Annotated in this window: 14 protein-coding genes; 8 read left to right on the top strand and 6 right to left on the bottom strand. The window is 60.3% G+C overall.

What is annotated here, in order from left to right; translation table 11 throughout:
- The first annotated feature begins 77 nt into the window (after positions 1-77).
- Positions 78-1,979 (top strand): cobaltochelatase subunit CobT, encoded by a 1,902-nt coding sequence (gene cobT, locus ACK83U_RS13905; RefSeq protein ID WP_112400538.1) that lies wholly within the window; start codon positions 78-80, stop codon positions 1,977-1,979.
- Positions 1,980-2,083: 104 nt separating this feature from the next.
- Positions 2,084-3,088, top strand: a complete 1,005-nt coding sequence (locus tag ACK83U_RS13900; protein ID WP_412474637.1) for an esterase-like activity of phytase family protein — start codon at positions 2,084-2,086, stop codon at positions 3,086-3,088.
- Positions 3,089-3,185: 97 nt separating this feature from the next.
- Here the strand turns inward: ACK83U_RS13900 and ACK83U_RS13895 are convergent, their stop codons facing one another.
- Together ACK83U_RS13895 and rpmB are read right to left on the bottom strand one after the other, a co-directional pair.
- Entirely contained in the window at positions 3,186-3,821 is a 636-nt protein-coding gene (locus ACK83U_RS13895) for a queuosine precursor transporter (protein ID WP_112607727.1), read from the bottom strand.
- Between the two features lie 117 nt (positions 3,822-3,938).
- Positions 3,939-4,238: a 50S ribosomal protein L28 gene (gene rpmB / locus ACK83U_RS13890; protein WP_004107717.1), complete on the bottom strand. Its 300-nt coding sequence runs from the start codon at positions 4,236-4,238 to the stop codon at positions 3,939-3,941.
- 237 nt (positions 4,239-4,475) lie between these two features.
- Between rpmB and ACK83U_RS13885 the strand changes: the two genes are divergently transcribed.
- Together ACK83U_RS13885 and ACK83U_RS13880 are read left to right on the top strand one after the other, a co-directional pair.
- A complete protein-coding gene (locus ACK83U_RS13885) occupies positions 4,476-5,252 on the top strand; it encodes a DUF3108 domain-containing protein (RefSeq protein ID WP_112607725.1) in 777 nt (258 codons plus the stop codon).
- Between the two features lie 138 nt (positions 5,253-5,390).
- Positions 5,391-6,290 carry an EamA family transporter gene (locus ACK83U_RS13880; protein WP_112607723.1) on the top strand — a complete coding sequence of 300 codons (900 nt, stop codon included), beginning with the start codon at positions 5,391-5,393 and terminating at the stop codon, positions 6,288-6,290.
- Between the two features lie 21 nt (positions 6,291-6,311).
- On the opposite strand, the gene ACK83U_RS13875 is transcribed toward ACK83U_RS13880, so the two are convergent.
- The 3 genes from ACK83U_RS13875 to gloB all read right to left on the bottom strand — a co-directional run bounded on the left by ACK83U_RS13875 (position 6,312) and on the right by gloB (position 8,800).
- Positions 6,312-7,469 carry an esterase gene (locus ACK83U_RS13875; RefSeq protein WP_112607721.1) on the bottom strand — a complete coding sequence of 386 codons (1,158 nt, stop codon included), beginning with the start codon at positions 7,467-7,469 and terminating at the stop codon, positions 6,312-6,314.
- 135 nt (positions 7,470-7,604) lie between these two features.
- On the bottom strand, positions 7,605-8,030 hold the full coding sequence (locus ACK83U_RS13870; RefSeq protein WP_112400543.1) for a cupin domain-containing protein: 426 nt from the start codon (positions 8,028-8,030) through the stop codon (positions 7,605-7,607).
- Positions 8,030-8,800, bottom strand: coding sequence for a hydroxyacylglutathione hydrolase (gloB, locus tag ACK83U_RS13865; RefSeq protein ID WP_112607951.1), 771 nt, complete (start codon positions 8,798-8,800; stop codon positions 8,030-8,032). Before gloB ends, ACK83U_RS13870 begins: the two co-directional genes overlap by 1 nt.
- 53 nt (positions 8,801-8,853) lie before the next feature.
- Between gloB and ACK83U_RS13860 the strand changes: the two genes are divergently transcribed.
- From ACK83U_RS13860 to ACK83U_RS13850, 3 genes are all read left to right on the top strand, one after another.
- Complete coding sequence (locus tag ACK83U_RS13860; RefSeq protein ID WP_112336433.1) at positions 8,854-9,633, top strand: class I SAM-dependent methyltransferase; 780 nt, start codon at positions 8,854-8,856, stop codon at positions 9,631-9,633.
- 102 nt (positions 9,634-9,735) lie between these two features.
- Positions 9,736-10,845, top strand: a complete 1,110-nt coding sequence (gene hisC, locus ACK83U_RS13855; RefSeq protein ID WP_112607719.1) for a histidinol-phosphate transaminase — start codon at positions 9,736-9,738, stop codon at positions 10,843-10,845.
- Complete coding sequence (locus tag ACK83U_RS13850) at positions 10,842-11,771, top strand: prephenate/arogenate dehydrogenase family protein (protein WP_246712197.1); 930 nt, start codon at positions 10,842-10,844, stop codon at positions 11,769-11,771. The genes hisC and ACK83U_RS13850 overlap by 4 nt, the downstream gene beginning before the upstream one ends.
- A gap of 64 nt (positions 11,772-11,835) precedes the next feature.
- Here the strand turns inward: ACK83U_RS13850 and ACK83U_RS13845 are convergent, their stop codons facing one another.
- Positions 11,836-12,849: a DUF2125 domain-containing protein gene (locus ACK83U_RS13845; RefSeq protein WP_112413836.1), complete on the bottom strand. Its 1,014-nt coding sequence runs from the start codon at positions 12,847-12,849 to the stop codon at positions 11,836-11,838.
- An 11-nt stretch (positions 12,850-12,860) separates the two neighbouring features.
- On the opposite strand from ACK83U_RS13845, the gene ACK83U_RS13840 reads away from it, so the two are divergent.
- Positions 12,861-13,433: a gamma-glutamylcyclotransferase gene (locus ACK83U_RS13840; protein WP_112400548.1), complete on the top strand. Its 573-nt coding sequence runs from the start codon at positions 12,861-12,863 to the stop codon at positions 13,431-13,433.
- The last annotated feature ends 12 nt before the right edge of the window (positions 13,434-13,445 follow it).

Genomic DNA, 13,445 nt, shown 5'->3' with positions numbered 1-13,445 from the left:
TTTGTTTTGACGCAATTCCGGATAGAAAACTGCTATGCATTTTTCCTGGAATTGCTTTAGGGAAAAGCCGATACATCATGTCAGGTCGCGGAGATAATTCCAAAGCGAAGCCGGGTACACCGGTGGACATGGAGCCGTTGCGCCGGGCGATCACCGGCTGTGTTCGCTCGATCGCCGGCGATGCCGAGGTCGAGGTGGCCTTTGCCAACGAACGTCCGGGAATGACCGGCGAGCGCATTCGCCTGCCGGAACTTTCAAAACGGCCGACGGCGCATGAGCTAGCGGTGACACGCGGCCTCGGTGATTCGATGGCCCTGCGGCTTGCGTGTCATGATGCCCGTGTCCACGCCGTGATGTCGCCCCAGGGTGCCGATGCTCGCAGCATCTTCGATGCCGTCGAGCAGGCCCGTGTCGAATCGATCGGCTCGCTGCGCATGAGCGGCGTTGCCGCCAACCTCAATTCCATGAATACGGAAAAATACGCGAAGGCGAATTTTTCCGGCATCGAACGGCGCGAGGATGCGCCGATCGGTGAGGCCATGGCGATGATTGTGCGCGAGAAGCTGACCGGTCAGAAGCCGCCGGAAAGCGCCGGCAAGGTGCTCGACCTATGGCGCCCCTTTATCGAGGAAAAGACCGGCGGTCAGCTCGAGAACCTGTTGTCGTCGATCAACGACCAGCAGAGCTTTGCCCGTGTCGTCCGCAACATTCTGACGGCCATGGAAATGGCTGAGGAATATGGCGACGAGCAATCCGAGCCCGACAGCGAAGAGCAGCCGAGCGAAGAAGACAAGCCGAACGGCGAAGACCAGGATAACGACGACGTCAAGGAAGATGAAGGCTCTGACGCCGCTCCCGCCGAGGATAGCGAAGCCTCCGACGAACAGATGGAAGACGGCGCGACCGAAGACGGTGGCGAGATTTCCGACGATGACATGAGCGAAGAAGGCGAGGAAGATTCGGAAACGCCGGGCGAAACCCGCCGTCCGAACACGCCTTTCGCCGATTTCAACGAGAAGGTCGACTATCACGTCTATACGGAGGAGTTTGACGAGACCACGACCGCACAGGAGCTGTGCGATGTGGCCGAGCTTGAGCGTTTGCGTGCCTTCCTCGACAAGCAGCTTGCGCATCTGCAGGGCGCCGTTGGCCGGCTCGCCAACCGTCTGCAGCGTCGCCTGATGGCGCAGCAGAACCGCTCCTGGGACTTCGATCTGGAAGAGGGTTATCTCGATCCGGCCCGTCTGCCGCGGCTGATCATCGACCCGACGCAGGCGCTGTCCTTCAAGATGGAGCGCGACACGCAGTTCCGCGATACGGTCGTGACGCTGCTGATCGACAATTCCGGCTCGATGCGCGGACGACCGATCACGGTTGCCGCCTCCTGCGCCGATATCCTTGCCCGCACGCTCGAGCGATGCGGCGTGAAGGTCGAGATCCTCGGCTTCACCACCAAGGCGTGGAAGGGCGGCCAGGCGCGCGAGAAGTGGCTCGCCAGCGGCAAGCCGCAGACGCCCGGTCGTCTGAACGACCTGCGCCACATCATCTACAAGTCTGCCGACGAGCCCTATAGACGGTCTCGCAGCAATCTTGGCCTGATGATGCGCGAAGGCCTGCTCAAGGAGAATATCGACGGCGAGGCGCTGATCTGGGCGCATAACCGCCTGCTCGGTCGCCGCGAACAGCGCCGTATCCTGATGATGATCTCGGACGGTGCGCCGGTCGATGATTCCACGCTGTCGGTCAATCCCGGCAATTATCTGGAGCGGCATTTGCGCGCCGTCATCGACCAGATCGAGACGCGTTCGCCGGTGGAACTGCTGGCCATCGGTATCGGCCATGACGTCACGCGCTACTATCGCCGCGCCGTCACCATCGTCGATGCCGACGAGCTTGCTGGTGCCATGACGGAGCAGCTTGCCTCGCTGTTCGAAGATCAGACGAGCATGCCGCGCTCGCGCATGCGCCGCGCCAGCTGAGCCCGCTCAGGCTTCTCTTAGCATCGGCCTTGCGGCCGGTGCCTTTTCTGCTGGAAGGGTCCACTTCCTCTGGCCTTGATCTGCGCCGGCCGAAGACGGTCCTATTGGCAGCAGTTTTTGCAACGCTGCTTGCCGGCTGCAGCTCCGGCGATAATGGCGAGAAAGGTGGTCCGGCAGATATCCGCGCGACCGTGATTTCCACCTTTAACCCCGGTTCGAATGAAACACGGTTCGGCGCGCTGGAATTTGTCGGTGGCCTTGAACTCAGCTCGGACAATGTGCTTCTCGGCGCCATCTCCGCTATTCGCTTCCGTCCCGATCAACGCCATTTCATTTCAGTGCTGGATACCGGCCATTGGCTGACCGGCGCGATTGAGCGCGACCAGGAGGGCCGGCTGAAGGGTATCAGCGATGCGCGCATCACGCCGATGATCGACCGCCATGGCGGCACAGATGCCGGCAAAGGAGATATGGATGCTGAAGGCTTAGCGCTGCGCGGCAATCACGTCCTCGTCAGCTATGAACAATACCACCGTGTCGATGCCTATCCCGATCCGGGTTTCGAAATTTCGCCGCCCGATGGCACAATGCCCATTCCCATCCCGAGATCGGAGCTGCGTTCCAATCGCAGCCTCGAGGCGCTGATGATCGCGCCTCAGTCGAGCCCGCTTGCCGGCAGTGCGGTGATCGTTGCCGAAGACAGCCTGGACGATCAAGGGAATCTGCTCGCCGCAATTCTGGACGGGCCGTTGAATGGCCGCTTCACCGTCCGGCGCCATGGCGACTTCAATGTCAGCGACGGCGTCTTTCTGCCCGATGGAGATCTATTGCTGCTGGAGCGGCGCTTCGAGCTGATCCATGGTCTCGGCCTGCGTATCCGCCGCATCGCCGGTGCGGATATAAAACCCGGTGCCGTCGTGGACGGCAAAGTGATCTTCGCGGCCGGATCGGCGGATCAGATCGACAATATGGAGGGCCTGGATGTCTTCCGCGCAGCCGACGGCTCCCTGCATCTCGTCATGGTCTCGGATGACAATCATTCCATTCTGCAGCGCAGCCTGATGCTGGAGTTCAAGCTGCATGACGACAATATCGTCAGCCAGAATTGAGAGTGGCGAGCGGCCTTATTCTCGGCCGCTGCCATCCTTCTTTGTCAGGAAATGGTGCCGCGCGTCACATGGGGTCGCGCGGCGGATCCTTTGGCCGTCAAGCCGTCGGAGCCTGCGGCATCGGCTTCAACATGTTCATCAGCGCGCCGTAGGGCAGCAGCATGACGAGGCCGACGGTGACCTTGACCGAGAAATCGCCGATCGCCCAGGAAATCCAGCGCGGTGCCGAGGTGTAGAACGCGCCAAGGATCGGCGCCCATTCGATCGCGAAGGGATCGTTCGGCCCGAAGAAGACGAAGAAGGGCGCGAAGGCGAAGGAGAAGAAGATCAGCGTGTCCAGCATCGAGCCGATAAGTGAGCCGAACAGCGGCGCGCGCCACCAGGCCAGGCGGCGCAGGCGGTTGAAGACCGAGATATCGAGCAGCTGGCCGGCGAGATAGGCCGATCCGGAGGCGATCGCGATGCGTGGCTGTGCCGTGTAAAACGACAGGGCGACACCAACGACGAAGCCCGCAAAGACGACCTTGCGCGCGGCCTTCGGGCCGAACTGGCGGTTGGTCAGATCTGTGATGAGGAAGGCGACCGGATAGGTGAAGGCTCCCCAGGTGAGGATATCCGCGAGATTGATGCCGGCGAGCGTCACCTGCAGCGGATACTGCACGAGGATGTTGGAAGCGACGACGACCAGCGTCATTAGCAGAACGTAGATAAGGGTATGACGTATCGTCAGCATTTTTTTATCCTGGGAGATGCCACCAGTTGAAAGAAACCGGACATGGAAAAAGGCTTGTCCGGACATGATCCGTGCAAGCCTCTTAGCCGGTATGAAATCGCGAAGTGCTAGTGCTGCTTAGGCAGCAACGGCAGCTTCAGCGGACTTCTTGACGATCTGGCGACGCAGCAGGCGAGCGCGCATGCTGAGTTCGTTTTCGCTTGCCTTGATAAGGAAAGCGTCCAGACCACCGCGATGCTCGACCGAACGCAGCGCTGCAGCGGAAACGCGCAGACGGTAGCGCTGGCCGAGAACGTCGGAGATCAGCGTGACCTGGCAGAGGTTCGGCAGGAACCGACGCTTGGTCTTGTTGTTGGCGTGGCTAACGTTGTTGCCCACGAGGACGGCCTTGCCGGTCAATTCGCACATGCGGGACATGGTACACCTACTTTTGTTTTTCTCGGCCATCGAATAGACATGTCGGGCAAAACCCGACGTGCAATCCAACAGGCCATAATTGGAAAGTTGCGGTTCTATAGTCAGAGAGGCTGGCCGCGTCAAGCCAAACCTTGTGTTTTCCCGCAATTCCGTCAAAAAGCTGCTGTTGTCTGACGCTCGCAGCAGGCGAGCAAAGCAACTATATAACTTGCCTGATCCTCGTTGAAGGCCTTGATCATGGTTCAAATTCGGAAGTGGCTTCTCATTTCAGCGATCGTTGCGTCGATGCCCTCCATGGCATTGGCCGATGTGCTGCGGCATGAAACGCGCTATCGCGTTTCGCTGGCCGGCCTGCCGATCGCCAGGGCGGATTTCAAAACCGAGGTCACCGGCAAGCAGTTCACCATTCGCGGCGACATCACCTCGGCAGGCCTTGCAGATCTCGTCACCTCGATCGATGCGAAAACCGATGTGACCGGCGTCGTCAATGACAGCAAGCTGCAGGCGACGCATTACACGCTCTTCTACAAGAGCGGGAAGAAAGAGCGCACCTATGATGTCGCCTATACCAACGGCAACGTGACGTCGAACACGATCACGCCCGAGCCGAAACGGCCGGACACCTGGGTTCCGGTCACGGAAAGCGACCTGAAATCCGTGCTCGACCCGATATCGGGTATGATCTTTCCGATTTCGCCCAGCCTTAACCTCTGCAATCAGACGCTGGCCGTCTTCGACGGCGAGATGCGGATGGATCTGAAGCTGTCGCCGAAGGGATCGCACCCCTTTTCGACGGAAGGTTTCAAGGGCAAGACCATCGCCTGCGGCGTGCGCTTCACGCCGAAGGGCGGCTATAAGAGCACGCGCAAGGATTATCTCTACCTCGCCAAGAGCGACAATATGGAAATCTGGTTCGCCAAGGCGGATACCATGAATGTCTACGCTCCTGTCTACGTCCGTATTCCGACGCAATACGGGACGGTGACGATCACGGCCGTAAAGTACGGCAGCTAGACCGGGCAATTGCTTCACGGAAAATCTTGACGATTCCCATAGTTATTTCTACGCAATTTTCAGTGGAAAATTGCTATGCATTTTCGTCAAATTGCTTGAGCGGGCTGGGGCGTCCGCGGCAAGGGGCTGGGGACAGAGATGAAATTTCGCGCGACGCTGACAGGCTTTTCAGCCATTTTGATGTGGTCGTTTCTGGCGCTTTTGACCGTCGCTTCCGGGAAGATGCCACCCTTCCAGCTGCTTGCCGTCTGTTTTGCGATCGGCAGCATTCCGGGCATCATCGTTCTTCTGCTGAGGCCCGAACGGCTGCAGCTGCTGCGCCAGCCCGCCAAGGTCTGGGCCACAGGCATTGCCGGTCTGTTCGGCTATCATTTCCTCTATTTCACCGCATTGCGCCATGCGCCTGCGGTGGAGGCTGGCCTGATCGCCTATCTCTGGCCATTGCTGATCGTCGTCGGCTCGGCGCTGCTGCCGGGAGAGCGGCTGCGTTGGTATCATATTGTCGGTGCGCTGATGGGGCTTGCGGGCACGGTTCTGATTGTCGGCCGCAACGGCTTTCATTTCGAAGGCGCCTATGCCGTCGGCTATGGCGCGGCGTTCCTTTGCGCCTTCACCTGGTCCGGCTATTCCTTGATAACGCGTCGTTTCGAGGCTGTTTCCACCGATGTGGTCACCATCTTCTGCCTGGCAACATCGATTCTCTCCTTTTTCTGCCACCTTGGTCTGGAGGAGACGATCTGGCCGGAGAATATGGCCCAGTGGATCGCGGTGCTCGGTCTTGGCCTTTTTCCGGTCGGGGCCGCCTTCTATGGCTGGGATTACGGCGTCAAGAACGGCGATATCCAGATCCTCGGCGCGGCGAGCTACGCCGCACCGCTGCTCTCGACGCTGATCTTGACGTTGTTCGGTTTTGCCGAGCCTAGTTGGGGCATAGCGCTTGCCTGCCTGCTCGTGACTGGAGGCGCGGTGTTGGCCGCCCATCGCATGATCCTGCGCCGGGACGATACGGCTCGAACGCAGGCGGAAGCGGCGGAGTAGCTCCGCCGTCCCCTCTGCCATTTATTTCTTGAAGACTTCTTGCAGGAAGGCCACGAGCGACGGCCGCCAGACATCCATTTCATGCTGGAGATCCGGATATTCGTGGTATTCGTGCTTGATCTTCTTGTCGTCGAGCGTCGCCTTCAAGCCCGCGACATCCTTGCCGACGACCTGGTCCTTGCTTCCAACCGTCACCGTGAAGTTGTGCAAGGCCTTGTTGATCTTCTCCGGCTCGTTCAGCACGGCCTCGACGGTCTTGTTTGGGACGGTCGTGGTGCTGACGCCGCTGAAGGTTGCGACCCAGCCGAAGGTATCCAGATGTGAAAGACCGGATACGAGAGCCTGATAGCCGCCCTGAGACAAGCCGGCCACGGCTCGGCCGCTCGTCTCGTTTTGCACCCGATAATGCTTCTTCATGTACGGGATAAGGTCTTCGGTCAGTTCGCGATCTGCCGCCTCGGCGTTCGCCGGATAGAAATTCGCGCGGCGATCGGCGGCGGGGAAGTTTTCGGCGATCGCGTTCGGCACGTCGGTTTCCGTATCCGGGATGACGACGATCATCGGCTCGATCTTCTTGTCAGCAAGGAGGTTGTCGAGGATCTGCGGTGCGCGGCCCTGGAGGACCCAAGATCCCACAGTATCGCCGAAACCGTGATATAGGTAGAGCACGGGCAGCGGCTTGGAGGAATCGGTGTAGCCGGGCGGTGTATAGACATACATTTGCCGTTCCGAATCGAGCGCCTTGGAATGCAAGGTCACCAGCCGCAGATCGCCGTGGGGCACATTGCGGATATCGAGAATGCTGCCGGGCACCAGGATCAGGCTGGTATTGACCTGTCGCTGCGGCTTGGGCGCATTGGTGCCGGGATCGATGCTGCGGAAACCGTCGATGTTGAAGTAATATTCGTAGAGATTCGGCTTGAGCACCTCCGTCTTCGCACTCCAAGTGCCATCGTCGTCGCGCAGCATGGTGATGGGATCGCGCGAGCCCAAGGTGACGGAAACCGCTTTTGCAGCCGGAGCATAAAGGCGGAAGGTGATCGAGCCATCCTGCTCGACCGAGGTCACGAAGTTTTTCAGGGGCTGGCTGGCCGGCGGCGAGGCCGGTGCATCAAGAGCAAAGACAGGGGCGCTCATGACAGAGCCTGCCATGACGAGCAAAGGAAACAACAAACGCACGAAAAAACCTCCTCCAGATGAATCAATTTTCACTCTCCCCGTGTAAAGCTGACACAGCGCACAGCTTTTTCAAGACCATCGCTGCGCGCTGTCTGGCCGCACCCTGCTTGATGTCGATGAAAGGTAAAAAGAGGTTCAGTCTAAGGCTGGCTTCCAGTCCGGCGGTGCCATCTCGAAGCTCGAAAATTCGAAGCCGGGTGCCACCGTACATCCGACAAGCGTGAATTGCCCGAGGCTTTCGGCTGATTGCCACCAGTTGGCTGGAATGATCGCCTGCGGGCGCTCGCCCTTTGCCAGGTCGAGGCCCAGCATGAGGGTTTCGCTGGTCTTGCCGTCGGCGGAACGATGTAGGGCAAGCGGGGCACCGGCATAGTAGTGCCAGACTTCGGCGGCATCGTGCACCCGATGCCAGTGCGAGCGTTCGCCGGTTTCGAGCAGATAGTAGATCGCCGTGGAATGGCCGCGGGCGCCGCCGTTTTCGTCGCGAAAGGTCTGCACGTACCAGCCGCCTTCCGGATGCCGCTGCATGGAGAGCGTTTCGATGATCTCCTTTGCCTGCATCAGAAATTATCCTTGCGCTTGCGGATCTCGGCAAAGACCTCGTCGTTACTGCGGCTTTCCATCAGCAGGTTGCGGCGGATCGCGGGATCGGCGGCGCGCAGGAACGGGTTCGTTTCCTTCTCCAGCGCCAGTGTCGTCGGGATGGTGAACTTGCCTTCCGCCCGCAGGGCTTCGATATCTGCGGCGCGTGCCTTCAGCCGCTCGTTGTCGGGATCGATGGTCAGAGCGAAGCGCGCGTTGGAGAGCGTATATTCATGGCCGAAATAGACGGCTGTTTCGTCCGGCAGCACGGCAAGCTTCTGCAGCGAGGCCCACATGTCGACTGGTGCGCGCTCGAACAGGCGGCCGCAACCGAGCGCAAACAGGGTATCGGCGGCAAAGAGCAGCTTGTCGTCGGCAAAGTGATAGCAGACGTGTCCGGCGGTGTGGCCGGGCGTTTCGATAACATTGACCGTATGGCCGGCAAATTCGAACGTATCTCCATCGCCGACCGCGCGATCGAGGCCCGGAATGGCGACGGCCTCGTTGATCGGGCCGATGATCTCCAAGCCGAACTGTTCCTTCAGCGCCAGATTGCCCTCGACATGATCGGTGTGATGATGCGTGGTCAGGATATGGCTGATCGTCCAGCCGCGACGATCGGCCGCCTTCAGGATGGCATCCGCCTCCGGAGCGTCGATCGATGCCGTCAATCCGGTTTCGGGATCATGGACCAAGACGCCGTAATTGTCGGAACGGCAGATAAAAATCTCTAATTCCAATGGTTTCATGATCGAAATCGTCCTCATCTTTTCCGTGAGTAGAGAATGTAAGCCGTTCGGCCTTGAAGTCCAACGTTCGGCTGATAACATTTGTTTCGATGCATACCGATATCGTCGATCTCCGCCAGTTTTATCATTCCGAGCTCGGTCGCTTGGCGGAGCAGTCGATTGCCATGGCGCTGTCCTCCATCTGGGCCCGCATGCCGGAGGAGAGGCTTGTCGGCCTTGGCTATGCGGTGCCTTATCTCGACCGCTTTCGTGCCGACACCGAGCGCACCTTCGCCTTCATGCCGGCCGGTCAGGGCGCGGTGAACTGGCCGATGGGGTCGGCCTCGGCGACGGCCCTGGTCTTCGATGAAGAACTGCCGCTGCCCGACAGTTCGATCGACCGCGTGCTGATGGTGCATTCGCTGGAATTCGCCGAAAGCCCGCGGGAGACGCTCAAGGAACTCTGGCGCGTTCTGGCGCCCGGCGGGCGGCTGGTCATCGTCGTACCGAACCGCACCGGCGTGTGGGCGCGCATGGAACATACGCCCTTCGGCTCCGGCCGGCCCTATTCGCGCGGCCAGCTCACCTCGCTTCTGCGCGAAACCAATTTCACCCCCGGTGCGACCGCGGAGGCGCTGTTCTTCCCGCCTTCGAAGCTGCGTACAGTGCTGCGGCTGCGCCGCGCCTTCGAGCGGATCGGCCGAACCCTATGGCCGGCTTTTTCCGGGGTCATCATCGTCGAGGCGCAGAAGCGGCTTTATCAGGGCCTGCCTGTTGCCGTCCGCGCCTCGCGCCGCGTCTTCGTGCCGGTGCTTGCACCGCGCGGCATACCGACGACGCGCGATGGCGCGTGACGCTTTCGCCGTAGCGCTGACACTCGACAAATTTATCAATCCGCTTTAATGCGACGGGGTGTCACAAACCGGAATTTTCCGGCGCTTCCCAAGGTCGATCCCATGAGCATGGAAATGAGCAAGCCCGTCCCGCGTCCCGGCATTCTCGATATAGCCGCCTATGTGCCGGGCAAGGAGCATGCACCGGGCGTTGCGCGCGTGTTCAAGCTCTCCTCGAACGAGACGCCGCTTGGCGCCAGCCCGAAGGCCATCGAAGCCTTCCGCGGTGCTGCCGGCAATCTCGAGCGCTATCCGGACGGGCAGGCCAAGGAACTCCGCCAGGCGATCGCCGATGTGCATGGGCTGAATGTGGCCAATATCCTTTGCGGCGCTGGCTCGGACGAATTGCTCGGCCTGCTCTGCCACACTTATCTCGGCACCGGCGACGAAGGCATCATCACCGAGCACGGCTTCCTGGTCTACAAGATCCAGATCATGGCCGCCGGCGCGACACCGGTTACGGTCAGGGAGAAGGATTGCACCGTCGATGTCGACGCGATCCTCGCGGCCGTTACGGAGAAGACCAAAATGGTCTTCATTGCCAATCCGGCCAATCCCACTGGAACATACGTGCCAGTCAGCGAGATCCGCCGCCTGCAGGCAAGCCTGCCCAAGCACGTCATTCTCATCCTCGACGCTGCCTATGCCGAATATGTCCGCCGCAACGACTACGAGGCTGGCCTTGAGCTCGTTTCGGCAAACCAGAATGTCGTCATGACGCGTACCTTCTCCAAGGTTTACGGCCTGGCAGCCCTTCGTATCGGCTGGATGTATGCCCCGGTCGATATCGTCGATGCGATCAACCGCGTGCGCGCTCCGTTCAACCTGAACAGCGCGGCCATTGCTGCCGGAGCCGCTGCCATTCGCGATCAGGCTTTCACGGAAAAGGCGATCGCGCATAACACGCTCTGGATCGAGAAGATGACGACTGCGCTCGAGGCTCTCGGCCTCAAGGTGACGCCGTCGGTTGCGAATTTCGTCCTGATCCATTTCCCTGACAGCGACGGCAAGCGTGCTGCAGAGGCCGACGATTTTCTGACGAGCCGCGGTTATATTCTGCGCGCCGTCCGGGCCTATGGTTTCCCGAATTCGCTGCGCTTGAGCATCGGCACCGAAGAGGCCAATCTCGGCGTCATCGACGCTCTGGCCGAATTTATGGGACGCAAGGCATGAGCAACATCCAGTTCGACCGCATCGCCCTTATCGGCATCGGCCTTATCGGCTCCTCCATCGCCCATGATCTCAAGCGTCTCGACCTGGCCAAGGAAGTGGTGATCTCGACACGCAGCGCCGAGACGCTGAAGCGTGCCGAAGAGCTGAAGCTCGGCGACCGCTATATGCCGTCCTCGGCCGAAGCCGTGAAAGACGCCGATCTCGTCATCGTTTCCGTGCCTGTGGGCGCTTCGGAGAGCGTCGCCAAGGAAATCGCTGCGCATCTGAAGCCGGGCGCCATCATCACCGATGTCGGCTCCACCAAGGCATCGGTGATCGCACAGATGCAGCCGCATATGCCGCCCAACGTGCATTTCATTCCAGGCCATCCGCTCGCAGGTACGGAGAAATCCGGTCCGGATGCCGGTTTTCCGGGGCTGTTCAAGGGGCGCTGGTGCATCTTCACGCCCGTTCCGGGCACCGACGAGACCGCGATCAAGACGCTGCGCACCTTCTGGGAAACACTCGGTTCCCGTGTCGACGAGATGGATCCGGAGCATCACGACAAGGTGCTGGCCATCGTCTCGCATCTGCCGCATCTCATCGCCTACAACATCGTCGGCACCGCTGATGATCTGGAGACGGTGACCGAATCGGAAGTCATCAAATATTCGGCATCCGGTTTCCGCGACTTCACCCGCCTTGCCGCATCCGATCCGACCATGTGGCGCGACGTCTGCCTGCACAATCGCGATGCCATTCTGGAGATGCTGTCGCGCTTTTCCGAGGATCTGGCATCGCTGCAACGTGCGATCCGCTGGGGTGACGGCGACAAAATCTTCGAACTGTTTACCCGCACTCGCGCCATTCGTCGCTCGATCGTCGAAGCCGGCCAGGATGTCGACGTGCCGGATTTCGGCCGTCATGCGCTGGATGCGAAGGAATAGCTACTCTTCCGCCTTCTCCCCCTCGGGGAGAAGGTGCCCGATAGGGCGGACGAGGGGCAGCCTCTCAGATCGGTGGGATCTTGCCGAGCGGGATGAAGCCGCTGAGCGAGAGACGGCCGCGATCGGCGGTGAGATCGACGGAAACCTTATCGCCGCCGTTGGCAAGCGCCTTCAGCATCTTCGTGGCCGTCTTGATGATGTTCTTGGCGGCAGGAAGCGTCGTGGTCAGGCTATCGCCCCAAGGCCCGATCTGATTGATCTCCAGCTTGAACTGGCCTGATAGAAGACCCTCATCGTCGAAATTGAAGGGGCCGGAAAGCGTCATGATGCGACCGTCGCCGATATCGATGACGGCCTGATGCAACACGCCTGCCGAGCCGCGAAGCCCCTCTCGGTCGCTGCCGTCGAGCAGGCCGGCCTTGCCTGATAGCGTCACGTTGGCGCTCGTGGATGCGGTCGGCAGGACCTGGGGGAAATCCTTGATCACGGCATTGGCATTTTCAACGCCGATCGCGAAATCCAAGTCGCTGCCGTTCTGGCTGGCATGCATCTCCGTGTGGGCGGCTGTGACATTGACACTCTGGCCGGTGACGGAGGAGACGACGCCCGCCTTCAGCCCATTGATGACAGTCTGTGTCTGCGCCACGCCGCGGCCCTTGGCGACGAGGTTCGATTGCAGGTCGGCCCATTCTGCCGATACGGCTAGGCCCTCCGTCGTCCGCAACTCGGCAGGAGATTTCAAGCTCCAGCTCACATGGTTGGGCTGGAAGACCGGTGCGGAGGCGCTGAGCCTGTCGAAACTGGTGGAGACGCCCCGCGTCTGGTTGTCGACCGTCACCGTGTCGCAGGTCAGGCCGATGGAGAAGGGGAAGCCGTTGAAGGCCATGTTCTCGCATTTGCCGGCAATGCCGGCGCTGTTCTGCTGGCCGAGCGCCTTCAGGACATTGGTTCTGACGAAACCGGTCGCATAGTACCAACCGCCGGTGTAAAGACCGGCCAGAACCACCACCAGTCCAAAAAGGATGAGCCACAGACGTTTGCCTCGACCGGTCGTTACGCTCTGGCTTGACGCTGCCATGTTGTTCTCCAATGGTTGGACTGAAGCTTCACAGTGATTTGGCGTTGGATATGGACGAATTTTGGGTGTTTGGCTACGGATCCCTCATGTGGAATCCGGGCTTTGATTATGACGAGCGGGCCGAGGCCCTGATTTTTGGTTATCGTCGCTCGCTCTGCGTCCGTTCCTGGGTCCATCGCGGCACGGAAGAAAATCCCGGCCTTGTCCTCGGCCTCGATCGCGGCGGTTCCTGCCGCGGCATGGCCTTTCGGGTTGCCGACGTCGATTGGGATGAGGTGCTGACCTATCTGCGCGAGCGCGAGCTCGTCACCAACGTCTATCTGGAAAAGACCCTGCCGATTCGGCTCAGCGACGGGCGGCGTGTGACCGCCGTCGCCTATGTCGTCGATCGCAACCACAGGCAATATGCCGGCTCGCTGGATGCGATCGAGGCGGCGCATGTGGTGGAAGCTGCCAATGGGCGTTCCGGCCCGAACGATGCCTATCTCTTCAATACGCTGACGCATCTGCGCGACATGGGCATTCGCGATCACTGGCTGGAGCAGGTCGCCGGCGAGGTGGAGCGGATGCGAAAGGCATCCTGATTCTATCGCATA

The organism is Rhizobium sp. WW22, assembly GCF_047041135.1.
Classification (GTDB): Bacteria; Pseudomonadota; Alphaproteobacteria; order Rhizobiales; family Rhizobiaceae; genus Rhizobium.
This window is presented reverse-complemented; position numbering and strand designations above follow the sequence as displayed.

Excerpts from the sequence above, each read along its gene's own strand:
- ACK83U_RS13870 (WP_112400543.1), bottom strand. The coding sequence starts at position 8,030 with ATGCAGGCAAAGGAGATCATCGAAACGCTCTCCATGCAGCGGCATCCG.
- hisC (WP_112607719.1), top strand. The coding sequence starts at position 9,736 with ATGAGCATGGAAATGAGCAAGCCCGTCCCGCGTCCCGGCATTCTCGAT.
- rpmB (WP_004107717.1), bottom strand. The coding sequence starts at position 4,238 with ATGTCCCGCATGTGCGAATTGACCGGCAAGGCCGTCCTCGTGGGCAAC.
- ACK83U_RS13895 (WP_112607727.1), bottom strand. The coding sequence starts at position 3,821 with ATGCTGACGATACGTCATACCCTTATCTACGTTCTGCTAATGACGCTG.
- ACK83U_RS13885 (WP_112607725.1), top strand. The coding sequence starts at position 4,476 with ATGGTTCAAATTCGGAAGTGGCTTCTCATTTCAGCGATCGTTGCGTCG.
- ACK83U_RS13840 (WP_112400548.1), top strand. The coding sequence starts at position 12,861 with ATGGTTGGACTGAAGCTTCACAGTGATTTGGCGTTGGATATGGACGAA.
- ACK83U_RS13850 (WP_246712197.1), top strand. The coding sequence starts at position 10,842 with ATGAGCAACATCCAGTTCGACCGCATCGCCCTTATCGGCATCGGCCTT.
- ACK83U_RS13845 (WP_112413836.1), bottom strand. The coding sequence starts at position 12,849 with ATGGCAGCGTCAAGCCAGAGCGTAACGACCGGTCGAGGCAAACGTCTG.
- gloB (WP_112607951.1), bottom strand. The coding sequence starts at position 8,800 with ATGAAACCATTGGAATTAGAGATTTTTATCTGCCGTTCCGACAATTAC.
- ACK83U_RS13880 (WP_112607723.1), top strand. The coding sequence starts at position 5,391 with ATGAAATTTCGCGCGACGCTGACAGGCTTTTCAGCCATTTTGATGTGG.
- cobT (WP_112400538.1), top strand. The coding sequence starts at position 78 with ATGTCAGGTCGCGGAGATAATTCCAAAGCGAAGCCGGGTACACCGGTG.